The 25,382-nt window shown below is 50.0% G+C and carries 21 protein-coding genes and 2 pseudogenes (1 of these 23 cut by a window edge); 10 read left to right on the top strand and 13 right to left on the bottom strand.

What is annotated here, in order from left to right:
* Positions 1-421: 421 nt before the first annotated feature.
* From G4C92_RS15200 to G4C92_RS07545, 5 genes and pseudogenes are all read right to left on the bottom strand, one after another.
* The gene (locus G4C92_RS15200) at positions 422-754 is read right to left on the bottom strand and encodes a transposase (protein WP_408611771.1); all 333 of its coding nucleotides are present in this window, start codon (positions 752-754) and stop codon (positions 422-424) included.
* Positions 661-1,329 carry a hypothetical protein gene (locus G4C92_RS15195; RefSeq protein WP_408611765.1) on the bottom strand — a complete coding sequence of 223 codons (669 nt, stop codon included), beginning with the start codon at positions 1,327-1,329 and terminating at the stop codon, positions 661-663. Before G4C92_RS15195 ends, G4C92_RS15200 begins: the two co-directional genes overlap by 94 nt.
* A gap of 110 nt (positions 1,330-1,439) precedes the next feature.
* On the bottom strand, positions 1,440-1,922 hold the full coding sequence (locus G4C92_RS15190; protein ID WP_408611764.1) for a transposase: 483 nt from the start codon (positions 1,920-1,922) through the stop codon (positions 1,440-1,442).
* A 273-nt stretch (positions 1,923-2,195) separates the two neighbouring features.
* On the bottom strand, positions 2,196-3,545 hold the full coding sequence (locus tag G4C92_RS07550) for an ISL3 family transposase (protein WP_274940130.1): 1,350 nt from the start codon (positions 3,543-3,545) through the stop codon (positions 2,196-2,198).
* A 455-nt stretch (positions 3,546-4,000) separates the two neighbouring features.
* Positions 4,001-5,288: pseudogene (locus G4C92_RS07545) on the bottom strand (IS1380 family transposase).
* On the opposite strand from G4C92_RS07545, the gene G4C92_RS07540 reads away from it, so the two are divergent.
* From G4C92_RS07540 to G4C92_RS07530, 4 genes and pseudogenes are all read left to right on the top strand, one after another.
* A complete protein-coding gene (locus G4C92_RS07540) occupies positions 5,188-5,505 on the top strand; it encodes a hypothetical protein (RefSeq protein WP_274942048.1) in 318 nt (105 codons plus the stop codon). The pseudogene G4C92_RS07545 and the gene G4C92_RS07540 sit on opposite strands and share 101 nt — an antisense overlap.
* A 495-nt stretch (positions 5,506-6,000) precedes the next feature.
* On the top strand, positions 6,001-6,852 hold the full coding sequence (locus G4C92_RS07535) for a transposase (RefSeq protein ID WP_274941931.1): 852 nt from the start codon (positions 6,001-6,003) through the stop codon (positions 6,850-6,852).
* A 47-nt stretch (positions 6,853-6,899) separates the two neighbouring features.
* Positions 6,900-7,373 (top strand): annotated as a pseudogene (locus G4C92_RS15185) (ISL3 family transposase).
* 609 nt (positions 7,374-7,982) lie between these two features.
* Positions 7,983-8,969, top strand: a complete 987-nt coding sequence (locus G4C92_RS07530) for an alpha/beta fold hydrolase (RefSeq protein WP_274941930.1) — start codon at positions 7,983-7,985, stop codon at positions 8,967-8,969.
* Between the two features lie 93 nt (positions 8,970-9,062).
* Here the strand turns inward: G4C92_RS07530 and rsmG are convergent, their stop codons facing one another.
* From rsmG to rpmH, 8 genes are all read right to left on the bottom strand, one after another.
* Positions 9,063-9,902 carry a 16S rRNA (guanine(527)-N(7))-methyltransferase RsmG gene (rsmG, locus tag G4C92_RS07525; RefSeq protein WP_330654842.1) on the bottom strand — a complete coding sequence of 280 codons (840 nt, stop codon included), beginning with the start codon at positions 9,900-9,902 and terminating at the stop codon, positions 9,063-9,065.
* A 45-nt stretch (positions 9,903-9,947) separates the two neighbouring features.
* Positions 9,948-12,035, bottom strand: a complete 2,088-nt coding sequence (gene mnmG, locus G4C92_RS07520; protein WP_274941929.1) for a tRNA uridine-5-carboxymethylaminomethyl(34) synthesis enzyme MnmG — start codon at positions 12,033-12,035, stop codon at positions 9,948-9,950.
* 9 nt (positions 12,036-12,044) lie between these two features.
* Positions 12,045-13,418: a tRNA uridine-5-carboxymethylaminomethyl(34) synthesis GTPase MnmE gene (gene mnmE / locus G4C92_RS07515; RefSeq protein WP_274941928.1), complete on the bottom strand. Its 1,374-nt coding sequence runs from the start codon at positions 13,416-13,418 to the stop codon at positions 12,045-12,047.
* Positions 13,411-14,454, bottom strand: coding sequence for an RNA-binding cell elongation regulator Jag/EloR (gene jag, locus G4C92_RS07510; RefSeq protein WP_274941927.1), 1,044 nt, complete (start codon positions 14,452-14,454; stop codon positions 13,411-13,413). Before jag ends, mnmE begins: the two co-directional genes overlap by 8 nt.
* A gap of 19 nt (positions 14,455-14,473) precedes the next feature.
* Positions 14,474-15,748, bottom strand: a complete 1,275-nt coding sequence (locus G4C92_RS07505; protein WP_274941926.1) for a YidC/Oxa1 family membrane protein insertase — start codon at positions 15,746-15,748, stop codon at positions 14,474-14,476.
* Between the two features lie 121 nt (positions 15,749-15,869).
* Positions 15,870-16,082: a membrane protein insertion efficiency factor YidD gene (yidD, locus tag G4C92_RS07500; protein ID WP_274941925.1), complete on the bottom strand. Its 213-nt coding sequence runs from the start codon at positions 16,080-16,082 to the stop codon at positions 15,870-15,872.
* Positions 16,064-16,423, bottom strand: coding sequence for a ribonuclease P protein component (gene rnpA, locus G4C92_RS07495; protein WP_274941924.1), 360 nt, complete (start codon positions 16,421-16,423; stop codon positions 16,064-16,066). Before rnpA ends, yidD begins: the two co-directional genes overlap by 19 nt.
* Before the next feature lie 39 nt (positions 16,424-16,462).
* On the bottom strand, positions 16,463-16,603 hold the full coding sequence (gene rpmH, locus G4C92_RS07490) for a 50S ribosomal protein L34 (RefSeq protein WP_274941923.1): 141 nt from the start codon (positions 16,601-16,603) through the stop codon (positions 16,463-16,465).
* 378 nt (positions 16,604-16,981) lie between these two features.
* Here rpmH and dnaA point away from each other — a divergent pair, with 378 nt between their 5' ends.
* The 6 genes from dnaA to gyrA all read left to right on the top strand — a co-directional run.
* Positions 16,982-18,340, top strand: coding sequence for a chromosomal replication initiator protein DnaA (dnaA, locus tag G4C92_RS07485; RefSeq protein WP_330654841.1), 1,359 nt, complete (start codon positions 16,982-16,984; stop codon positions 18,338-18,340).
* 285 nt (positions 18,341-18,625) lie between these two features.
* Positions 18,626-19,729, top strand: a complete 1,104-nt coding sequence (dnaN, locus tag G4C92_RS07480; RefSeq protein ID WP_274941922.1) for a DNA polymerase III subunit beta — start codon at positions 18,626-18,628, stop codon at positions 19,727-19,729.
* Positions 19,730-19,742: 13 nt separating this feature from the next.
* Complete coding sequence (locus G4C92_RS07475; RefSeq protein WP_330654840.1) at positions 19,743-19,949, top strand: RNA-binding S4 domain-containing protein; 207 nt, start codon at positions 19,743-19,745, stop codon at positions 19,947-19,949.
* A complete protein-coding gene (gene recF, locus G4C92_RS07470; protein WP_274941920.1) occupies positions 19,939-21,027 on the top strand; it encodes a DNA replication/repair protein RecF in 1,089 nt (362 codons plus the stop codon). Before G4C92_RS07475 ends, recF begins: the two co-directional genes overlap by 11 nt.
* Positions 21,024-22,955, top strand: coding sequence for a DNA topoisomerase (ATP-hydrolyzing) subunit B (gene gyrB / locus G4C92_RS07465; protein ID WP_274941919.1), 1,932 nt, complete (start codon positions 21,024-21,026; stop codon positions 22,953-22,955). Before recF ends, gyrB begins: the two co-directional genes overlap by 4 nt.
* Before the next feature lie 21 nt (positions 22,956-22,976).
* A protein-coding gene (gene gyrA, locus G4C92_RS07460; protein ID WP_274941918.1) for a DNA gyrase subunit A crosses the window boundary here: on the top strand, positions 22,977-25,382 show its 5' portion. 159 nt of this gene lie beyond the right edge of the window; only the first 2,406 of its 2,565 coding nucleotides appear in the window; the start codon lies at positions 22,977-22,979; the stop codon falls past the right edge of the window.

The following is a 25,382-nucleotide window of genomic DNA, read 5'->3' as shown; positions in this document are numbered from 1 at the left end:
TCCATCCTTTGTCCCATACTGAAGCCGTCAATTTGTTGCATAATCAAACTCAGCAATCACAACCGTTCGCTGACAGAAGCAAACCTGCTGCAAGACCTGCATAGTTTCAAGTACTTATCTGAACATTGCATATTTCAGTTCACCCATGTATTTGTCAAGTATGTTTCACGTGAAACATAACAACTCATGGATGTTGTCTGAATTCTGTTTCCGTATATTTCCGTATCTATCTGCCGCTTTATAATATCTGAAGCGTCCTTTTTCACTCAACAAACCATCTTCAAAACGGCTTATTCGAGCTGGATCTTGCAACTAATTTTATAATCAGTGTAGTTAATGTCTGCTGTTTAAGTCGACTTCCTTTTTTGCTGTCCACTGGCCGATCACAAAAATCATCGGCGGCAGACCGACAAAAATCAAATCACAGCGGGCTCAACATCAAAATGAGTCCGGTTCGGTTAATTCCGTTGGCACTCAGGGCGCCACGGAACCGTTCCTTGAAAAAAACAAAAAACAATACTCCAGACCTGTCCAGGATTCTGAACAGGTTCGTCACGAAGATTGAAAGACCAACCGATCCATATGAGGTTTCTTCAAGTTTGGTCCTGATCAGTCCCAATCCGTAGCAGCGCTTGCTCAAACTGAAGCTGCGTCCGACTTCTATACGGTCGGTGTTATCCCGGCAGGCTGTGCGCCGTTCTTCTTTGGAAGGCGCTGCACTAGGCCTGCCGAGTTTTGGACCATCCATCCGGATTCCATGTTCCTTAAAGTTTTTCCGTATCTCACGGTTCCGATCGATCTGATCCTCCAGAACTCGTTCAGGATAGTGCCCGGTCCGTTTCTTGTATCTTTTAATGGCACCATGCAGGGTTGACGGCTCGTTATAGGCATCAAAGGTGATCTTCTCGATCCGTCCAAATGCTGCTCGTCGACACTGAGATCGAACTTGACTCCGAATTTAACCGGTGACTTGGCCTTTCCGCGAACAATCGGCCTGATATATGGCTGACTCAGGCTTACGATACGGTCCGCAACCTTGTGGCTGTGGTTGTCGAACATCTCTTTCTGCTGTTTGCAGACCTTTCGGATTGTTTCCAGCCGTTTTTGTTCCTTCGGCTGCAGGACATATCCCTTTCCCAGGTATTCATCGATGTATCCGAGATCACGCTTCACATAGCCAGGCTGCTTACGGATGACCTTCCGGATCTTCTTTGAATCTTTGCGTCTGCATTTTGCCAGTCCAAGGTAGTTCTTCCTGGCTTCCCGGAAGTATGTCCTTGGAAGGTGTTCTCCGTTATCCTTACAGATCCTGCGAATAATCCCTCCCAATTCTCTCTGGACTCGTTCAGAAGTGAAAAGTCCTGCGGGAAGCGGACATTGGACGGAGCGCATGTGGCATCAATCATCAATGTTCCTGCGTTGGCTTGCTGCTCATCTGACTATGCTGATTTTTTATCACCAGTGTTGGACGGAGAAGCTGTTTCAGTTTTCTGACCCTCTGGCTGCTTAGCCTCTGCAAGTTTGCCGCCACCGGATGGATTGCCTTTATCGTTCCTGCCTCTGTCATGTTTCTTCGACAGCCTTTTACGTTCTGGCAGTTCTGCGGATGTGTCCGCCAGGATCGAATCATTGAGGAACACCGCCATATCCAGATCAATGCGTTTACGGAATGAAACCAGTGCGCTGGGATCAAACGAGGCAGTCTCCTGATACTTTGGAAGACCGATGAAGTATTGCAGATACGGATTCTCGATGATCTGCTCTACAAGCTCACGGCCGGAGAATCCAAGTCTTTTTGAATGATCAACGAACCGAGTGCCATCTGAAAAGGTTTGGCAACATTTCCTGTTATGCTTCTGAAGAGGTCGGAGTACCTGCTCTCGTATTTGCTCCACGGAATGATTTTTGCCAGCCGAACCCAACGGTTCTCCGCATTGAGATGCATACCCATAGGCTGTTCGAAATCATCAAGGGAATTTTGCTTATTGTTATTTGCTTTGTACACGGTTTTTGATACTCCGGGAATGAAATTTTAAGAAATTTAACCTGAATGATTCACCGAGGTTGGGATTTCCCAAACCCACGGGAGAAACCCTTTGAAAATCGTATCTCGCTTTTTGAAAACGAGTTATCCGCATATGAATAGGCGCACTGATAGACCTGTCCACAATGTAGGGGACCGATTCAAAAATGGCTCAGTCACATTTTCTGTGTGATGCAGGGTTCCGGTCATAGTCCCGACGGCTGATGTCGAAGATCTTCAGGAAGAAGTATTCGTCATCTGGATAGCCATAGCCCTGCCGCCTGAGTGTTTTGATCTTGTTGTTCAGTCCTTCGATCTTTCCGGCTGAGATCCGGTAAGTCGCATGGGCAATGATACCTTCAAAGTGGTTTTCAATCAGGCGGCCGAACCACCGCAGATGTCTGTTCCCTGTGGCGAAGCAGATATCTATGGTCTCAGTCATCATCTCCGCCATGACTACTTCACTGGTCTGCCGGTACGCCTCGCTGAGTTTCTCCTTGATGAGATCCAGCGTGAACAGGAGCTCGTTTTCCGCAAGGAGCGCGTCATACTTTGCCTCATATCCGGACTTCCGGATGACCTCTTCCTTATTGAAGAGACCGCCGCCCTTTGACAACACTTTGCCCTCAGATGCTTCCTGATCCTTCCGCTGAAGGGTCGAGCGGCTGGACGTAAGGATATAGCGGGTGCGCTTGAGTGCCCTGGCTGCTTCGAGGTTTCCTTCTTCAGTGAGCCGTCTCTGCTCATCGCGCCGGACTTCGCTGACCACCTTATCATTGAAGTTTTTGACGATGTGGAAGTAGTCGAATACCGGCTGGATCCATTCGCAGCGCTCCTCGAAGGCCTCCTGGAAATCGGAATTCATGTCGCAGGCGACAGCTTCTACGCTTTCCATCCACTCCATCCCGACATGGTCAATGAAGTCGTAGACGACCTGCTTCTTCTTGCCGTGGCCGATCCAGAGGACGTGGCCGCGCTCCATGTCGATGATGTGCGTAGCGTAGCGGTGCCCGTTATGCAGCTTGAACTCATCGATACCAAGAAACTTTGCCTTATGTTCCGGCTTACGCAGCTTTTTGCCGTCAATCGTATACGCATCCTGCAGGCGCTTTTTATCGATTGCCTTGACAACGTTTTTCCCAAGGCCGGTGATCTCGGAAACCTGCTTGAGTGTATATGTTCCATGAGCCAAAAGATCCCGGGTGTACTGGTACAGTTCTTCCGTGATCCGGTGCCCATCCGCTTTAAAAGAGATGAACTGGGAATGTGTCCCGCCGCATTCCGGACACCGAAACTGGTTATGCGGAAACACAACACTGGAGAGATTCCCGCCGATGCAAAGATGCCGCAGAGTGATCTCCGGATGCTGGTTCACATGCATCCTCGCGCCGCACTCCGGACAGACCGTTTCTTCCGGAGGGACATCCAGCGTACCGTGGTAGCAGAAGACTTTTCTGCCGGATACCGCTTCATGAACGGTAGTCTCCGTATTATGGAAGCCATACAGGCAGCACGGAATCATCAAAAAATCTGTTGATTCTGCAAATGTGAGTTGTCCGTCAGCCTCAGGTCGGATATACTGCATGATGAAGGGTCTCCTTTGGATTGTGGTATCTCATCTTGCCAGGATGATACGTACAACCTTACAGGATGATCCTTCTTTTATTCAAGTGTAAAGGTGCAAAGTGTTATAAGCAGGCTGTTCTTAGGCTCCTGAGCCTGAGGCATAGAAACAGCCACCCTGCGAAGCAGGGCCTGCCCTTGGCGGGTTCTGGCAGAAACGCTATACTGAGCAGCCGATATGGTGAAGAAGGCAGGCTGTTCTTGAGTTCTTCACCGTCGGCACTTAAGCCGCAGCGTTTCTGACAGGTTCAGTCAAGGGTGGCGTACGTAACCAGTAACCATCAAGCACACAGAAAAAGTGATTGACCCTCAAAAATCAAGATTCGCTTATGGCGGCAGAGCCGCCGGTAACTGTTACGATTCCAGCAGTGGAGCAGGTTTTAATGCTCTTATATTTGCCAGAGTTTCGAAGAACTCTTCCTTATAAGGGCAGCTGCTGCACAGCTTGAATGTTATATATCCCGCTGAATGCACCGCCCTGGCGGCAATTTTCGGCAGTTTCAGCCTGATGGCATCAATCCGCAGCTTTCTCATCTTTACGGACAGAACCAGACGGCGGAACCAGTTAAATAAGTTGTATGCCAGTATATGTGCACGCAGCCTGTTTGTGTTGACAATACGGGAATGGCTCCTTACGGAAGAAAAGTCAAATCCGCGCTTTGCTTCTTTGATAAAGTTTTCCATCTTTCCGCGGCCACAATAGAACTGGATCACCTTATCCGGTGACATTTCCATCGTGGTCACGACGAAGGTGTACATATGGACAAATTGGCCATATGGCTTCTCTATCATGAATACTGCTCTTCTGGAATGAGGCCATGTCGAAGCCCGATACATGAACTCTCCGTACTCTACAGCGTAGGCAACGACGTTGTCCTTTGTCGCACGGGTAAGGGCTTCGTCTTCGGAGGCGGCGAATTCCCTGATCTTCTTGTTCTCCTTGTAACGGATCGCATACTTGCAGTCATGCTCTTCGCAAGCCTCATACAGCTCGGGAGAAGCAAATCCGCTGTCTCCGCGAAGGTAAAGGCCGACTGAAGGATATTTCTCACGAAATTTCTTCATCAGCAGAGTCATGCATTCACCGGATCCCTTGCTGCAGTACTGTCTCCCATCCCGCAGTTCCGCCTTCAGCAGATCTCCAGTAAGGCCATCGAAGCATAGCAGCGAATGATAGCCATGTGCCTGGTAATGGTAGTTGAAAGCTTCACCTTCCTGATTCCCATAGGTATTCAGGAGAGTGGAATCCAGGTCGAACAGCATAAAGTCAGGATGCCTCACGCTGTAGACCGTATTCCGCATAGCCTGGTCGATGATATCGAACTGCTTCAGGGTATCCTCATCCATCCTGTTCCAGAATCTTGGCAGGGTTGGCTGGGAAGCAAGTACTTTCTTCCGAAGGATCTCTGTCCATACAGGCTCATTTGTCAGTTCATCTGCGCAGTCATCTTCGAAATATGCAGCAATGATTGGGAAGATAACCTGCAAGAGATTATCCGGATCAACATGGAAACGGAATGAAGTGGGTATCATTGGTTTTAATGATTCTGTTCACAAGGTTGGTCAGCCCAACCTTACTGGCGAATTCACTGATCAGAAGAAGTCCTGTATCAGAGGATAAATTGCCATCATTAAAATTTATTTTGACACGCTTATTGCTTTCAAGAGATGTGGTTGATAAGATCGTCATGAGAGCTCCTTTCTCTGGTATTTTGTTGATCTTCGAACAATCACATTTTACCAGATATCGAGCTCTCTTTTATGTTCACTTATCAGATGAAAGCAAAAAGCTTGAAAAACAAAGCAACTTTGTGGCTTTCAGCCGCAATCATCGTGTAACGGTGAATAATTCAGGTTAATTTGTGCTCATGACATCATCAATCGTAACTGCATAACAATCTGCATTATTTATCATCCAGTCATTGATGTTTCACGTGAAACGCATCACACTTACATATCAATTTAATGACTCACATTTTTTCGTGTTCGTGCTACCGTTGGCAGCAACCGCAGAATATTCTGCAGTTTGATCATCCGGCTATTAATGCATCACTTGAAACGTAACCTATCAATACTCAGATTTATTGACTCATTATCTTTCATTCGTGTTCAAGCTGATGCTGGCAGTCATGACATAATCATTTATAATAACTACTGTCCGGTCATCGATGTTTCACGTGAAACATATCACGTCAAAATTTGAGGCTTCGGGCATGATTGTGGGTAAAATCCCTCGCCTTTGACTACAATTACATATTGCAAAAGCCACCCTGGCTCCTGTAAAGTATCAGCGGCCAAACATCAACGATACAAGAAAGGCTCAAGATGGCTTCTGCTGATACCTTATGTAAGAAATGCTCAATATCAAGAACGCTGTTGTAGAATCCCACGGTATTTACAACGATCAGGATGGCGTGACCCATATCCGCATCAAGGCCCGTCCGAATGTCTGGCATAAAAATGACTGCCCCTTCTGTGGCAGACACTGTCAGGGATATGACCAGCCAACGAAAAAACCAAAGGTGAGGAGAGGACTGGACTGGGGCGGCATCCTGGTAGAGATTGAATACTCTACACACAGAGTCTGCTGTCCGAAGCATGGTGTTGTCACGGCTGCAGTTCCGTGGGCTTATCCCGGGAGCAGCTTTACAAAAGAGTTTGACCTGACCGTCACCTGGCTCGCGAAATACCTGCCCAGAAGCGCCGTGGCAAACTTCATGCGCATCGACTGGCAGACAGTCGGAAGTTGTATCTCCAGAAGTCTGCATGACCTTGAACCGGAACGTTCCAGACGGCTGGATGGCCTTGTCCGCATCGGTATCGATGAAACCAGCTACCACAAGGGGCATAAGTACATCACCGTCATCGTTAACCACGACACCAATACCGTTGTCTGGGTGGCTGACAGCCACGGCAGGTCGGTTCTCGAGCAGTTCTACAAGACTCTGACGGACGAGCAGCTGGCCAGTATCAAGGTCGTCACCGGCGGCGATGCACGCTGGATCACTGACTGTGTAAACGAGTTTACTCCGGACTGCGAGCGCTGCGTTGATCCTTTTCATGTGGTTGAATGGGCCATGGAAGCTCTGGACGAGGTCCGCAGGGATCGCGGGCGCGCCGCTTATGAGAAGGCAAGCAGCTTGCTGCAGAAAACCCGCGGAAACGCGGCCGTCCGAAGTCAGCTGACAAGGCTGCTGAAAAGGTAAAGAAAGCGCGGGAGCAGGCTTCTGCACTCAAACAGTCTGCCTATTCTCTGGGCAAAGCACCGGAGAACCTGACAGAGAATCAGAGGATCCGTCTGGATATGATCCGGGCAGGCGATCCAAAGCTGTACCGGGCATACTGCCTGAAAGAATCCCTGCGGCTGCTTCTGAAATCGACGGATGTCAGGCAGGCTGAGGCCGATCTGAAGCACTGACTCTGGAAAGCAAGCCACAGCAGGATACCGGCTTTCCATGATCTTTATAAAAAGATCCGGCGCCATAAGGAGCACATTCTGAATACAATCCGACTGGGACTGAGCAACGCAAGGATTGAAGCAGCCAACAACAAGATCAAACTGATTATCCGCAAAGCATATGGGTTCCGGAATATACAGAACATGATGGATATGGTGTATCTGGTATGCTCAAAAATCCAGGCCCTGCTCCCTAACCGAAAATCTAAACCTGCGAAAGCGGGTTCATTACGGAGAAAAGCGGCATTTCTTGCCCACAGGGATGCCTGAAGAGCCTTATCGACTCACATTATTTCGTGTTCGTGCTACCGATGGCAGCAACCGTAGAATATTCTGCAGTTTGATCATCCGGCTATTAATGCATCACTTGAATCGTAACCTATCAATACTCAGATTTATTGACTTATTATCTTTCATTCGTGTTCAAGCTGACGCTGGCAGTCATGACATAATCATTTATAATAACTACTGTCCGGTCATCGATGTTTCACGTGAAACATATCACGTCAAAGTTTCGGTTTTTCGCCTCACAATCAACAATCTTGCTCATAATGTTATTATGTGCTCAAGTTGGTCAAGTACCTCCATAACATAGATGCTCATGGATTCGTAATTTTATTCCTGTTCACTTCTTATCCGAGCACCGGTTTTTTTCTCATGCTCACAGGTATGAAAGCATCATTTTTATATTCATTCTGATTTCTGTTCGTTCTCCTTCTAATTCAAGAAACACATTTCAGTAATCCGGCAAATTCGGGTATCTGTTAATCTGCAGGCAACGTATATTCACCTGCTGCAGCATTTATTCATATGTAAACCGTGCTTGATGTGCCAATTATCAGATGTTAAAATAACACTCAGAGTAAGGAGGGATGCATCGTGAAAAAAGGAAGTTTTCTTTACCGACTTGTTTGCGGCAGTACACTGGCTCTCGGCTCAATGTATGCCTTCAATCGTTTTTCTGATCTTTACGCCGGTCGAAAGCACCTTCTCCATTCGAAACCTGAAAACTTTTTCAATTGGAAGGGAATCAGAATCTATTATGAATGCAAGGGTTCCGGCGAACCTGTACTGCTTCTTCACGCCATTCATCCGGCTGCTTCGTCGTTTGAATGGTCTGATATAATAGACCGGTTATCACATAATCATCAGGTATATGCCATTGATCTGCCCGGTTGCGGAAGATCTTCAAAGGAAAAGCTGCCGTATTCTAATTTTGTCTATGTCGAACTGATTCGCGATTTCATCCACCAGATGGCAATTTCACATCCAATTGCTGTGGCTTCAAATCTCACCTGTGCAGTTGCTGTGATGGCCTCTGCCTATGACCCTTCACTTTTCAAAAAAATGGTCCTTATTTCACCACCGACGCCTTCTTCACTCGCGGAAGCACCGGACATAACTTCGAACATTACCCGTTTTATTCTTGAGCTTCCGATCATTGGAACGTTCATTTATAATATAACGACAACCCGCTCCCGAATCGATCTGGCTTTTACCGAGCAGTATTTTTATAACCCGTTCCATGATAACGATGATCTCGTTGACACTTACTATGAGAGTGCTCATCTTGACAGAGGCCGGGGCCATTTTCTTGCCGCCTGTATTGTCGGAAGACTTCTGAACATAGACATCTCTCGCGCAGTCCAGAACCTGAAAATTCCGGTCTGTCTCATATACGGGTCAGACTCTGGCGATGCTGACCGGATGATCCGTGAATGGTCTGATTTGAACGCAGAAATTCGCATTGAAAAAATTGAGCATACGAGACAGCTGCCTCATCTGGAAGAGCCCAATCTGACCTCACAGATCATTGACAGCTTCAGCGCCGATTTCTGTAATCGGACAGCAGACGACTGCCAGTAAAGGTAAGACATAATACAGACCGCCGTATCATATGGATTTCTCAATAAAATCCATATGATACGGCGGTTTGCTATCACATCATTCTATTAACACTCACTGAATCGGTTCCCTGGAAGGCGTTCCAGCCTTGCGCGGATAAATTCCGGATGTGGGCTTGATCTTTCTGATCACGATAATCCTCCGCTTCAAATCGTATAGATCAAAATCCCTTACCTCTTCGATTTCACCTCCGAGAGCGCGGATTGCTTTTTCCGAACGCTGTATTTCCTGATCTGAATCAGCGGCTTTATATGCTGCAAAACGGCCGCCGATACGGACAAAAGGCAGACAGTACTCGGAAAGCGTTGCAAGGTTCGCTACTGCTCTGGATAAGCACAAATCAAAATGTTCACGATATGCCGTTTTTCGAGCTGCTTCTTCCGCTCTGGCATGAACAGCCCTCACATCGGTCAGATGAAGGGTCTGAATCACGGTGTCTATAAATGCCATTTTTTTGCCTACCGAATCCATCATCGTCACATTAAGATCTGGCCATACAATCTTGACAGGCATTCCCGGAAATCCTGCTCCGCTTCCCATATCGAGAACGGAATGAACGTCGCCCGGAAGCTCCGCAGCACGAACCAGTGACAGGCTGTCTGCAATATGCTTTTTGAGAGCATCTTCAAAGTCCGTAATTCTCGTCAGATTCATGACTTTATTCTTTTCACAGATCATCTTATAAAATGTGTCCAATTGTTCAGCCTGTTCATCGGTCAGAGACAATTGCAGGACATTTTTCAGTTCATTTTTGATTCTATCCGCTTCAGTCATTCTCTTAATCTCCGTAGTAACCAGGGCCGGTCTGTCAACGCCGTATTCAGCACGATTTTTCTTTGCATTTGCCGTCATGTTCTGATCAGACTGCACCTTTTCAGGATCATTCCATTGCATATCCCCGCAATTTGATCAGTACGACAGCACTTACATGGTTGCCTGTCACTTCTCTGAATCATGGAATCTTTCAGATTTCAGCTTTTCCTGATGATCCGAATTTTCTCTCTGCTCTTTCAGAAATTCCTTCTGCTTCAGATAAACCAGCAGTACAGAGACATCCGCGGGATTGATTCCGGCGATCCGGCCTGCCTGCCCGACATTTTCCGGATGAAAGGCTTTAAGTTTCTGTCGTGCCTCAATTCGAAGCCCTGATACATCATCGTAATTAATATCAGAAGGAATATGGCGGCCTTCCGTTTTTCTGAACTGCTCTACCTGGCGCTTCTGTCTTTCAATATACCCATGATACTTAATCTCAATGTTCACCTGTTCCCGCACGGCATCCGGAAGATCCTGCCGATCCGGATCAATCGGAGAAAGCTTGTCATACGTCAGTTCCGGTCTTCGGATCAGTTCCGCCAGCTTAGCGCCGGATTCCAGTGGTGTGCTTCCAAGGGATATAAGCAGCTTCTGTACAGCTTCTCCGGTTCCGATATTCACTGATTCCACACGACTGATTTCAGATCGGATCATCTCCTCTTTTCTGCTTGTCTTCCGCATTTCTTCGTCAGAGATGAGTCCGACAAGATGCCCGTATTTTCGAAGCCTGAGATCCGCATTATCCTGTCGGAGCAGAAGGCGATACTCCGCGCGGCTCGTCATCATCCGATAAGGTTCAAAATTCTCCTTTGTGACCAGATCGTCGATCAGCACACCGATATAGGCTTCCGATCGAAGAAGGACCAGCGGACTTCTGCCGTGCACATACTGCGACGCATTGATTCCGGCCATCAGCCCCTGAGCAGCCGCTTCCTCGTATCCCGAGCTCCCGTTAAACTGGCCACCGGAAAACAGGCCCCTGATGGAACGAAATTCAAGAGAACTTCGCAACTGTCTGGGCGCCAGACAGTCATATTCAATGGCATACGCGTTTCGTACGATCTGAGCATGCTCAAGCCCGGGTACAGTGCGGTACATCGCGAACTGAACATCCTCCGGCATCGAACTCGACATGCCATCGATATACATTTCATTTGTGTAGGACCCTTCCGGCTCGATGAAAACCTGATGTCTCGTTTTATCCGGAAACTTCATCACCTTATCCTCGATGGAAGGACAATAGCGGGGTCCGGTCGCATGAATCACTCCGCCATACAGAGGAGACCGGTCAATATTGTCCCGGATGATTCGATGGGTCTCTTCATTCGTATAAGTCAGCCAGCAGGGCTGCTGCTCAATCTGAACATCTTCAGGATCTGTTGAAAAAGAAAACGGAATGACCGGTCGATCACCATCCTGCCTCTCACATTTCGAGAAGTCGATTGTGCGCCCGTCGATCCTTGCCGGAGTTCCGGTCTTGAAACGAACCAGCCTGATGCCATGCGCGCGCAGTGAATCCGACAGATGATTGGCGGCCAGCAGACCGTTCGGACCGGTTGCGCTGCTCGTTTCTCCATAAATGCACCGCGCCTTCAGGTAGACGCCTGTACAAAGAATAACAGCCTTTGCAAAGCAGACAGCACCGGATATCGTACGAATTCCGATGATTTGCGGTGAGTTATCCACAATCCGGCCGTCTTTTATTGTGGTTTCTGTGAATAACTTATTATTTTTGATCGAATTTTGTTTATTATCTGAATCTTTTATGAAGTTTTGATAACGATCAGCCAGATCAGGATTACGATTCAGATCTTCTGTTGTCATAATTTCTGTTACTTCCTGTTGTCTGACAGTCAGATGCGGCTGATTTTCTACCACATGCCGCATCGCCATCGTATAGGCGGCCTTATCCGCCTGAGCACGAAGTGAATGAACCGCAGGTCCCTTGGAACGATTCAGCATACGTGACTGAATAAACGTACGGTCGATGACCTTGCCCATCTCTCCGCCAAGCGCGTCCAGCTCACGAACAAGATGTCCCTTGGAACTACCTCCGATATTCGGATTGCATGGCATAAGAGCTATGGATTCCACACTTACCGTATAAAGGATTGTCTCCAGATTCAGTCTGGCGCAGGCAAGCGCCGCCTCGCATCCCGCGTGCCCCGCGCCTACAACGACAACATCAAAATGCTCCGTAATAGCCGCCATAGTATCCCCTTATTTTCCCATACAGAATTTGGAAAAGATGGTATTGACGAGATCATCACTGACTTCTTCACCGATCACTTCACTCAGCGCACCGTATGCATCCATCAGATCAATGGAATAAAAATCCTCTGGCATGCCCTCCTCGATACTTTGTTCCACCAGTTCCAGACTTTTCTCCGCCCGATCGATCGCCTCTTTATGACGGGCATTGGTGATAACGGTTTCCTCATTAAAATTCAGATGGCCGCTGAAGAACATCCGTCGGATTGTTTCCTCCAGTTCTTCAATTCCTTCCCGGCGCTGCGCTGAGATGCGGATCACCGGCGCGTCCGTACGCCGGGCAATGTCCCCCTCCGAAACAACCGGAGGAAGATCCGATTTGTTAAGCAGTACAACGGCCTTTTTCCCGCGGATCAGACTGAGAATGTCCTCGTCGTTCTGATCAAGAGGCCTCGCAGAATCAAATACAGCCAGAATCAGATCCGCATTTGCGGCATATGTACGTGCACGGCCAATTCCGATCTTTTCAATCTGATCCCTTGCATCCCGAATACCGGCGGTATCGATCATGCGCAGCGTAATGCCCCCAAGCTCCACCTGCTCTTCGAGCGTATCTCTCGTAGTCCCTTCGATGTCGGTCACAATCGCTCTGTCTTTCCCTGTGATGGCATTGAGCAGAGAGGATTTGCCCGCATTCGGTTTTCCGAGAATGACGGTCAGGATGCCTTCCCGGACGAGTCTTCCCTCACGGAAGGTTGCTGACAAAGAGCGGAGCTTTTCCCTTACGGGTGTTAAATGCTGGCTCAGCGCAGTACCGTAGCCTGAAAGATCGTAATGTTCCGGATCATCAAGCGCGGCTTCAATGTAGGCAACTTCATTGAGAATCACCGTCCGGAGTTCTGAAATGGTGCTGCGTACGGAACCTGACAGCTGCATCAAGGAGCTGTTCAGCGCTTCATCGCTGCGCGCCCGTATCAGATCCATGACCGCTTCCGCTTCAGAGAGATCGATTCTCCCGCCGAGATACGCCCGTTTTGTAAATTCACCCGGTTCGGCCGGCCGTGCGCCGGATCGTATAACGAGTGACAGTATTTTCTGCATCACAAAAGGTCCGCCGTGACAGTCGATTTCAACTGTATCCTCGGTAGTATAAGTATGCGGCCCTCTCATAATCATGACGAGACATTCGTCCACCGCTCGTCCGTCAGATTCGCAGATCCATCCGTAGTGAATCGTATTGGCAGGAAAACGGCTCACATCCTCCTGCCCTTTTGTTCGAAAGATACGCCCAAGTACAGCGAAAGCTTCAGGCCCCGAAATCCGGATGATTCCGATGCCCGAAGCTGTCATGCCGCTTGCGATGGCGGTAATGGTTTCATTCATGTCTTTTTGGCGCGACCACAACGTGCCGGTACGGCTCCTCACCTTCACTGTAGGTTTCAACAAAGCGGTTTCCCTGCAGCGCAGAGTGGATGATTCTTCTCTCATATGGATTCATCGGTTCAAGCGCCACCGCCTCATGTGTCCGTTTGACCTTGTACGCAATATTTCTCGCCAGATTGTTCAGCGTTTCCGCTCTGCGGTTTCGGTAGTCTTCCGTATCAAGCTTCACGCGAACATAGTCGTCGGTCCTGCGGTTGACAACAAGGCTGGTCAGATACTGAAGGGAATCAAGTGTCTGTCCTCTCTTCCCGATCAGAATCCCCATCTCCTCGCCGGAGAACATGCAGTTGACGGCTCCTTCCGTCTGGTCATATTCCACATGAAGTTCTGCCTTGATATGCATCGCATCAAAGACACTGTGAAGAAAATCCTCCGCTGTCTTTGTCAGTTCCGCCGCTTCCTCCTCGCTTCTCGGTTTGACGACTCGCTCCGGCTTTGGCTTCGACGGTTCATGGGGAAGGACCGGGGTCTCCTCTCCGCGGCGCCGCACTTCTCTTTTTGCTGTCTGGTCCCTGCGCTCACGATCGGGCCGGCGTCCCCGGCTGTCTCTTCTTCCTCCGCGCTCATTTTCTCTTCGTTCTCTTCTGACCGGAACGGACTCTTCCGTTCCTTCCGCCTTCGCCCTGGCGGCTGCCGCAGCCGCCCTTTTCTCGATTTCGTCGCTTGTGACAACCGCCTGCCGTTCTTTCTCAGAGGAAGGATTGCGTTCCTCTTCGACCGAAGCCGCAGCCTTGCGTACGCCGGCTTTCTGATCGGCCTCTTCCGCGCGTTCGATTGCCGTTTTCTCCTTCTGAAGCTCCTGCTCCGAACGAACTCTCGCACGAATTACAGCCGGCTTGCTTCCGATCCCGAGAAAGCCATTCGTCGGTTCCTGCGTGACATCATATTCCAGACGGTCCGATGTGACTCCGAGTGCCAGACAAGCCTGCGTGATCGCTTCGTCAACCGTTCTGGCCTGGTATGTACGATACTCCATCCTTCCTCCTCTCCGAACGTCAGCGTTTCTTATTGTGCTGTTCATCGAACGTTTTAACCATATTTGCCTTGGCTGCAAGGGATCCCGGACGGGCTGTGCGGCCGCTTTCCTGCGATGAGGATGTAAGGCCTTCCGCCCGATTATTCCGCGCCGTCTTTTCCGCATCCTTCACTTCGAAGCTGCGTGTGGAAACATGAGCTGCACTGGTAATTTTCTGAGGCGGAAGTCCCTGCTTCTCCCGTTTCCTGTTGTTCTTTTCCTGAGCTGCCCGGATGATATCCTCCTCGCTCTCGGAATCCAGCTTTTTGTTGATAAAAAACTGCTGTACAGAGCGGACCACAGCGGACATAATCCAGTAGATACCGACACCGGTCGGAAGCGTCAGGCAGAAAAACGCGGACATGATCGGCATAAAGTTATTCATCGAATTCATGGTCTGCGTCATGGTACTGCTGGCCGCATCCCCGTTCTGCTGTGCCGGCTGCGGCATCAGCTTATAGTTAAGCCACTGGGTGAACCAGGCCAGAATCGGAAAAAGAAGCGCCGCGACAATCAGCAGAATCCAGAGTCCCTGACGGTCCGTCCAGGCATTCTTGATGATGTCGAACGGCGAATCAGAAATATTGAGTCCTGCAAAGGATGTAGCCCGCTTGACATAACGGTGAATGCCCTCCAGAGTCGGAAACTGATTTCCCGCTTCTTTAAGAAATGCATCCCACTGCTTTGTCGTCAGCCCATATACGGTATCGATCACGTTTGCCTTCGCGCCGCTGCTGAAATTTCTCGTCAGAGTGGAGTTGTTCTCCGCCTTGACAAATTTGCTCAGTGCGTCGACAAATGCGCTGTCCGAAGCGATGGCTCCGATCTTATTGCCGATGATGGTGATGTAGCCTGGAATCTTGTAAATAACCTGGTACAAGGCAAACAGGGCCGGCATCTGAATCAGAAGCTGAACGCAGGATCCCGTCGGAGATACGCCGTATTTGGCATAAACCGCATTGGTTTCATCCATCATTTTCTGCTGGGAAACCTGGTCCTTTTTATTCTTGTACTTGTTCTGGATACGCTGGATTTCCGGCTGCATCAGGCCTGTCAGCTTCGAGAAGCGCTGCTGTTTGATCTGAAGCGGCATCATCGCCATCAAAAGAATGATGGTAAACAGAATGATCGCCAGGCCGACATTTGTGATACCGATCCGGCTGAGGACAAAATAGATGCCGTTCATGAGCAATCCCAGCACCTCAGCCACCCATTTGATGATGGGCATGGAACTCTTGGTCAGAATCTCTGTCACGTCGTTTCCTCCTTTTATCATGGCTGCGGACCGGGCAGCATTTTTCCCGGCGGTTCTATGCTTCCGCCGGCTCTATCCTCAATGCAGGACTGCCTGCACCAATGGCAGAATCATTCTCCTGTCAGGGCACGGGATCATATCCCCCGTGAGAAAACGGATTGCACCGCAGGATTCTCCAAAGCGCAAGAAGACCGCCCTTCAGCGGTCCGTAGCGCTCTATTGCCTCAAGACCATACTGGGAACAGGACGGCGTATAAGGGCACCGATATCCCTTGTACGGGGAAATGTGCTTCTGATAAAAGCGGATCGCCCTGATCATGATTCTCTTAAGCATGTCTCTTCTTTCTCCGGTAGCAGAGCCGCCGCGAGCTTCAGCATGGAATGCTCCAGCCCGGCATAATCGGACGAGGCGGCATGCATGCGGGCAATGACGACCAGATCGTATCCTTTCGGAAACCTTTCGCTGTTCAGTCGTACGATTTCCTTCAGTCTTCGTTTGATCCGGTGCCTGACCACGCTGTTTCCTACCTTTTTCGAAACTGAAACGCCAAAAAGGCCGTCACCGTCCCCCCGTTCCGCTGCATACAGAACAAGATTCCGGTCGGCCCTGGATTTTCCTTCATGATAAACTCGGGAAAAATCCGCACTCTTCTTCATACCGGTCATTTTCATCATAAGAAATAAGACCACATGCAACATGTGGTCTTTTCGTTCTCACGCGGAGAGTACTTTTCTTCCTTTCGCTCTTCTGGCTGCCAGAACCTTTCTGCCGCCGGCCGTTGCCATTCTCTTACGGAAGCCATGTACTCTTTTATGAGAAAGCTTCTTTGGTTGGAAAGTCATTTTCCCTGCCATCTTCAACACCTCTTATCAATAATCAAATTTCAGCATTTCTGATCTATTATATGAGTTCATCAGAAACACTGTCAAGTCCTCACTTTGGATACTTCGTCTATTTCCACAATCCCCCCGACGGAGTTTACGTAAAACTATCCACAATTTGTGGATAAGTTGTGGAAAACTTCTCTATTTGCGGTTATACTTCGGGGAGAGAAAACAGAAGATGCCGCTTTTACGGACATTTTTCGCTGTTGATACAGCGAGTGGGAGTTATCAACCGTCCGGTTATGAAACACCATGTTATGGTAACTCCCGACGCCTCTCTTGTAAAAAGAGGCGGTTTCATATATTATAGGAAAGAGTATTTAATCAAGAATGGGGTAGCTTCTCTATATGGACAATTTGACACTGCTTGAGGAGAAATGGCCGGATATTCTCGAACGGATCAAGGAAGAGAATGATCTGTCGGCTGTTTCTTTTTCGACCTGGATTCTTCCTCTGGAAATTCACGCCGTCGATCATGAAGGGATCACATTGATCGTTTCTTCCGGCAGCATGGGCATCAATGTGCTGAACAAACGCTATACGCTTGCCATACGAACCGCGATCCGTGAAGTGACGGGTCTGAGTCTTGCTGTCCATTATGTGACGCCGGACGCGGCCGTATCAGCGAAAAACAAACCGTCTGACGACGAGGATTTCACTGACGTGATGGAACGCGCACATCTGAACCCGAAGTATACCTTCGATTCATTTGTCGTCGGCTCCAACAACAAATTCGCGCATGCAGCCTCGCTGGCTGTTGCCGAATCTCCCGGCGAAATCTACAACCCGCTTTACCTTTACGCGGGTGTAGGACTCGGCAAGACGCACCTGATGCATTCCATCGCCCACTTTATACTGAAAAACAATCCGGAAGCCCGTGTCCTTTATGTCACGAGTGAGGACTTCACAAACGAACTGATCGATTCCATCCGAAACGGCAATAATTCGGCCATGTCCAAGTTTCGGGACAAATACCGCAATATCGACGTGCTTCTGATTGACGATATTCAGTTTATCATCGGAAAGGAATCCACGCAGGAGGAGTTCTTCCACACATTCGAGGCTCTGTACGGCCAGAAAAAACAAATCATCATTTCCTCTGATAAACCGCCGAAGGATCTGGACATTCTGGAGGAACGCATCCGTTCCCGGCTGGAGATGGGCCTGATTGCCGACATTTCCTCACCGGATTACGAGACGAGAATGGCCATCCTGAGAAAAAAGGAAGAGACAGACGGATACCACATCGACGACGAAGTGCTGGATTACATCGCCAAGAACATCAAGTCCAATATCCGTGAACTGGAAGGATGTCTGAACCGTGTCCGGGCCAAGTCCATTCTTGAAAAACGTGATGTGACGCTTGATCTCGCCGAGGAAATTCTCCGCGACCTGATCACGCCTGATACAGAGAGAAAGATTACCTCCGAGGCGATCATCAACACGGTGGCAGAGCATTTTCATCTGACTCTTAACGAAATCAAGAGCCAGAAACGAAAAAAGGAATACGTATATCCCCGTATGATCGCAATGTATCTTTGCCGGGAGATGACGGATGATGCCTACGACACCATCGCCGGTCTATTAAATAAGAAAGATCATACAACCGTCATCAATGCCTACAATCGGATCGCCAAGGATATGGAATTGAATCCCCAGACGAAGTCAACCGTCGAGACACTGAAAAAAAAGATTGCCCCGATGTGAATTCCGGTGATGAATGTCAGTAACCACGGCGACTTTTGTGGACAAAACCGATCGGACGGACCGGCTGTCAACAAAATCCACGTGGACTGACGGTGGACAAACGAACAGTCCGTGGATTTTACCCACCGGAATCACCGCCTGATCAGGTTCTTTCCCACAGGCTTATTCCTGCCGGAAAACCCCGTGGATCCGCTCTTTTTTATGCTTACTCGCGAATCCACAGGCCTTAAGATGACGACTTCTGAATTTATCTTTTCTATCTTACATAAAAGGAGCACACAGCCGATGAAATTCACAGCAGCAAAAAATGATCTGATGAACGGTGTCGCAATTGCGATCCGGGCCGTTCCCGCCCATACAACCATGCCGATCCTTGAGTGCATGCTGCTGCAGACAGAGGGACAGGCTCTGAAACTGACGACAAACGATACGGAGATGGGAATCGAAACTGTCGTTCCGGCCCAGATTCAGGAACCCGGCACCATTGCCGTCGATGCACGGATGCTGTCTGAAATTGTACGAAAACTGCCGGACTCCGTCGTTTCCTTCGAATCAGATGAAAACGACCGGATCCAGATCCGCTGCGGAAAGGCACGCTTTAATATCGCAGGACAGAAAGGAGACGATTTTTCTTTCCTGCCGAGCGTTGATCAGGATGAAAGCATCACACTGTCACAGCTGACCTTAAAATCAGTCATCCAGCAGACCATATTCTCCATTGCCGCAAACGAGAACAACAAAATCATGACGGGTGAACTGTTTGAAATCAAAGGGGACATTCTGCGTATCGTTGCGCTGGACGGTCACCGTATTGCCATGAGGCGTGTCGCCCTCAAAAATTCCTTTGATGAACGCAGGGTGATCGTACCCGGAAAGACACTGCTGGAAATCAGCCGGATCCTGTCCGGAGAGATGGATGAACAGGTCTCGGTATTCTTTTCAAGAAATCATATTGTATTCGAGCTCCCCGGAACCAGAATGGTTTCCCGTCTGATCGACGGAGAGTATTTCAATGTCGACCAGATGATTTCGACGGATTATGAGACAAAGCTGACCATTTCAAGAAACGAATTCCAGAGCTGCATCGACCGGGCTCTCCTTTTTGTACGCGAGAATGACAAGAAACCGATTATCTTTGATATTACGGACGGTGAGGTCCGGCTTTCCATCGATTCGCCGATGGGATCCTTTGACGAGAGCATCGATATCCAGAAAGAGGGAAGAGATCTGACGATCGGGTTTAATCCGAGATTTCTTCTTGACGCGCTTAAGGTGATCGATGATGAAAACGTGACGCTGTATCTGGTCAATGCCAAAGCGCCATGCTTCATCCGCAATGATGATGATACCTATACGTACCTGATTCTGCCTGTCAACTTTGTAAGATAAGGAGTGCCACATGATGGAACTGAAACTGCGGGGAGAATATATCACACTTGGACAGCTGCTTAAGGCGGAAAATCTGGTTGAAGACGGTGCGGAAGCCAAGGCGGTAATACAGAGGGGCGACGTCTCTGTCAACGGGGAAACCGATACCCGCAGAGGCCGCAAGCTTCATGAAGGAGATAAAGTTCTTTTCCGCGGATCGGAGATCGTCGTTGTACGTTGAATCGCTGGATCTGAAGAATTTTCGTAATTACGAAACGCTGTCGGCTGCATTTGACAAAGGAATCAATATCATTTACGGCGCAAACGCTCAGGGAAAGACCAACATTCTCGAGGCGGTCTATCTCGCCGGTACGACACGGTCTCACCGGGGCGCGAAGGACAGAGACATGATCCGCATGGGAGCTGAGGAAAGTCATATCCGCATGCATTTTCAGCGCCATGAAAATGAATACAGGGTTGATCTGCATCTGAGGCGCATGGGCGGGAAAGGTGTGGCGCTTGGCGGCGTGCCGCTGAAGCGGGCTTCCGAACTGTTCGGAATCGCATCGATGGTTTTCTTTTCACCGGAGGATCTCGGTATTGTCAAGAACGGACCGGCAGGCCGCCGCCGTTTTCTTGATCTGATGATCTCTGACACGGACCGTCTGTATCTGTCGGACCTGACGGCTTACGCCAAATGTCTTGCGCAGCGGAATGCGCTGCTTCATGAGATGGTTTTCCGGCCGGACCGTATCCGGGAACTGGATATCTGGGACGATCAGATCAGTGCGATCGGAAGCCGGATCATCCGGAAAAGGGAAGAGTTTCTGGAAGAATTCAGCCAATATGCCGCGAAGGAACATGCAAAGCTCACTTCAGGAAAGGAAAGACTGGAGCTTGTCTATGAGCCGTGCTCGGAGGCGGATCAGCTTGCGGATCAGATCAGAGAAGCCCGGGAGAGGGACCGGAGAATGAAGAGTACGACGACAGGACCTCACCGGGATGATCTCGCAATCCGCGCGAACGGTATGGATCTTCGGGTTTACGGTTCGCAGGGGCAGCAGAGAACAGCGGCACTGTCGATGAAGATGGCGGAAATCGCCACGATCGAATCGGTGAGAAAGGACAGACCCGTTTTTCTTCTGGATGATGTGCTCTCGGAGCTGGATTCGGACAGACAGACCGCTCTGCTGGACGGTATCGCGGATACGCAGACACTCATTACCTGTACGGGACTTGATGAGTTTGTTCAGAACCGCTTTCATGCGGACCGGATTTTTCACGTGACGGCAGGAAAACTTGACGGAGGTACGACATGAATATTGAAGATCACGACGAATACGGCGCCGATCAGATTCAGATTCTAAAAGGTCTCGAAGCGGTCCGCAAAAGACCCGGCATGTATATCGGTTCTACCTCTTCACGGGGACTGCATCATCTTGTTTACGAGATTGTAGACAATTCGGTGGACGAAGCGCTGGCCGGCACCTGCGATCATATCGAGGTGACGATCCATTCTGATGATTCGGTAACGGTGGAGGACAACGGCCGCGGCATTCCGGTCGGGATCAATCATCAGGCGGGGATTCCGGCCGTAGAGGTGGTGTTCACCATTCTGCACGCGGGAGGCAAATTCGGCGGCGGAGGATACAAGGTATCCGGCGGCCTGCACGGTGTCGGCGCTTCCGTGGTGAACGCGCTTTCCGAATGGCTTGAGGTGCAGATTTTCCATGATGGAAAAATCTATCAGCAGCGGTATGAGCGGGGAAAGACGATGTATCCGCTCAAGGTGGCGGGAGACTGTGATCCGGAAAAGCATGGAACGAGGGTGACATTTTTCCCGGACAGGGAAATCTTCGAGGATATTCAGTTTGATTTCGACACGCTGAAAACCCGTTTTCGGGAGATGGCGTTTCTGACGAAGGGGCTGAAGTTTACCTTTACGGACGAGAGACCGGAAGAGGGGCCGAAGCAGTGTGTGTTTCATTATGAGGGGGGAATCGTCGAATTCGTTCAGTATCTGAACCGGAGCTCGACGCCTCTTTATCCGCAGATCATTTCCTGCGAGGGTGAGAAAAACGGCGTGCTGGTCGAAGTGGCGATGCAGCATAACGACGGATACAAGGAGAATACATATGGGTTTGTCAATAATATTGTGACACCGGAAGGAGGCATGCATGTGGAGGGATTCCGCATGGCTCTCACGAAGGTGTTTAACGATTATGCGCGTAAAAACCGTCTGCTCAAGGATTCCGAGCCGAATCTGACGGGCGAGGATATCCGTGAGGGTCTGACTTCCATCATCTCAGTGAAGATCGAGAACCCGCAGTTCGAGGGTCAGACCAAGATGAAGCTCGGCAATTCGGAAGCGAGGAGCGCGGTCAATGCGGTTGTGACGGATCAGCTGACCGTTTTTCTCGAACAGAATCCGAATGTCGGAAAGGCGACCATCGAGAAATCCGTTCTGGCGCAGCGGGCAAGGGAAGCCGCGCGGAAAGCGCGTGATCTGACAAGACGGAAATCCGCGCTGGACGGCATGTCTCTTCCGGGTAAGCTGGCTGACTGTACTGACAAGGACCCGAAGCACTGCGAGATCTTCATCGTGGAGGGAGATTCCGCGGGAGGGTCAGCGAAAACCGCCCGTTCTCGGGCGACACAGGCAATCCTGCCGCTTCGGGGAAAAATTCTGAACGTGGAAAAGGCAAGACTCGACCGTATCTACGGTAATGCCGAGATCAAGGCGATGATCACAGCGTTTGGCACGGGCATTCACGAGGATTTTGATATTTCAAAACTCCGTTACGACAAAATCATCATCATGACGGATGCCGATGTGGACGGCGCCCATATCGCAACGCTGATGCTGACGTTTCTCTACCGCTTTATGCCGGAGCTGATCCGCCAGGGCCATGTGTATCTGGCACAGCCGCCGCTTTATAAGATCGAGAAGAACAAGAAAGTCTGGTACGCCTACTCCGATCAGGAACTGGAGAATATCATGCAGCAGATCGGCCGCGATCAGAACAATAAGGTGCAGCGTTACAAGGGGCTGGGTGAGATGGATGCCGATCAGCTCTGGGAGACGACGATGGATCCGGAAAAACGGGTTCTGAAGCGGGTCAGTATGGACGAGGATGATGCATCCGAGGTGGATCTGACTTTCACCACTCTGATGGGAGACAAAGTGGAACCCAGACGCGAATTCATCGAAGAGAACGCGAAGTATGTGACGAATCTGGATGTCTGATGAATCGGAAACGGAGCTGAAATGGACGATAAGGTATTTGACAAAATCCATGAGGTCGACCTGAAGAAGACGATGGAGACCTCGTATATTGACTATGCGATGTCGGTGATCGTGTCACGGGCTCTTCCTGATGTCCGGGACGGCCTGAAGCCGGTGCAGCGCCGCGTGCTGTGGTCCATGATTGAGCTCAATAACGGACCGGACAAGCCTCACCGGAAGTGCGCCCGTATTGTCGGCGATACGATGGGTAAGTATCATCCTCACGGAGATTCTTCGATTTACGGCGCGCTGGTCAATATGGCGCAGGACTGGTCGTTTCATTATCCTCTGGTGGACGGACACGGCAATTTCGGTTCGGTCGACGGGGACTCGCCGGCCGCGATGCGTTACACGGAAGCCAGACTGTCCAGAATCTCCATGGAGATGCTGGCGGATATCAACAAAAACACCGTTGATTTCGTTCCGAACTTCGATGAGACGGAAAAGGAACCGGTGGTGCTCCCGGCGCGGATTCCCAATCTGCTGATCAACGGGACAACAGGAATTGCCGTCGGGATGGCAACCAATATGCCTCCTCATAATCTGGGTGAGGTGATTGACGCCTGTGTAAGGATGATTGACGATCGGGTGGCCGGAAAACCGGATATTCCGATCGAAGACATTATGAAGATCATCAAGGGGCCGGATTTTCCGACCGGCGCCACCATTCTCGGCCGTCACGGCATCGAGGAGGCCTACAGAACCGGAAGGGGAAAGATCACAGTCCGGGCTGTCACCCGCATCGAGACGAAGCCGAGCGGAAAGTCGGAAATTCTTGTAACAGAGCTTCCGTTTCTGGTGAATAAGGCCCGCCTGATCGAATCCATCGCGGAACTCGTACGGAACAAGAAGATAGACGGGATCACCGGACTCAACGACCACTCAAGCCGTGAGGGCATGGAGATCTGCATTGAAGTCCGCCGCGATGCCAATGCAAACATCGTCCTCAACCAGCTGTACAAGCATACGCAGCTGCAGGACACATTTGGCGTCAACAATCTTGCTCTGGTGGACGGTCAGCCGAAGGTCCTGAATCTGAATGAGATCTTGATCTATTATCTCCGGCATCAGGAAGACGTTGTCACAAGACGGACGCAGTACGATCTGAACAAGGCGGAGGAGCGTGCTCATATTCTGCGCGGGCTGCTGATTGCGCTTGATCATATCGATGAGGTCATCGCGATCATCAGGGCAGCGGCCAATGTTCAGGCGGCCAAGTCAGAGCTGATGAAACGGTTCGGGCTGGATGATCCGCAGGCTCAGGCCATTGTCGATATGCGTCTGCGGGCTCTGACAGGTCTGGAACGCAGTAAAATTGAATCCGAGTACGCCGAGCTGAAGAAAACGATCGAGCATCTGAAGGCGATTCTTGCCGACCGGAATCTGCTGCTCGGCGTGATCCGGGACGAGCTTCTTGTGATCCGCGGAAAGTATGCGGATGAGAGAAAGACGAAGATCGTCTTTGATTCGTCGGATATTTCCGTCGAGGATCTGATTCCGGATGAGAATATGGTGATCACCGCCACGCAGCTCGGATATGTGAAGCGTATGACGGTGGATCAGTTCCATATGCAGAACCGGGGAGGCAAGGGAATCCGCGGTATGCAGACGCTGGACGATGATGCGGTCGCCAATGTCATGATGACGACGAACCACAGTTATATTCTGTTCTTCACCAATCAGGGACGGGTTTATCGTCTGCATGCCTATGAAATACCGGAAGCCAGCCGGACTGCGCGGGGCACGGCGATTGTCAATCTTCTGATGCTGCAGCCGGAGGAGCATATTACAACGGTTCTGCCGATCCGCCGTTTTGAGGCCGACCGGTATCTTGTGATGGCGACCCGGCATGGTGTGGTGAAGAGAACGCCGATGGCTGCATTTGCCAATATCAGGAAAAACGGCCTTACGGCGATTACGCTGGAGGAACATGATGAACTGATCGAAGTCAAGTGGGATGACTGCGGACAGGATGTGATTCTGGTATCCAGAAACGGAATGAGCATCCGATTCAATGTCTCGGATATTCGTCCTATGGGAAGAGGAGCGGCCGGCGTACGGGGAATGAAACTGGAGGATGGAGACGAGGTCGTCAATATGGTGACGGAGAAACAGGGAACTCATCTTCTCTTCATTTCCGAACGGGGACTCGGCAAACTGACGCCGATCACGGAATTCCGCAGACAGTATCGCGGCGGAATCGGTCTTAAATGCTACAAGATTACGGAGAAATCAGGACGTCTCGTCGGAGCGAGGGCCGTATCCGAAGATGATGAGATCCTGATCATCACGACGGAAGGCATTATGATCCGTACCAGCTGCCTTGATATTTCCATCCTCGGCCGGATCACCACGGGTGTGAAGATCATGAATCTGGGCGAAGGCGTC

The sequence above is a fragment of the Chordicoccus furentiruminis genome (assembly GCF_019355395.1).
Classification (GTDB): domain Bacteria; phylum Bacillota; class Clostridia; order Lachnospirales; family Lachnospiraceae; genus Chordicoccus; species Chordicoccus furentiruminis.
This window is presented reverse-complemented; position numbering and strand designations above follow the sequence as displayed.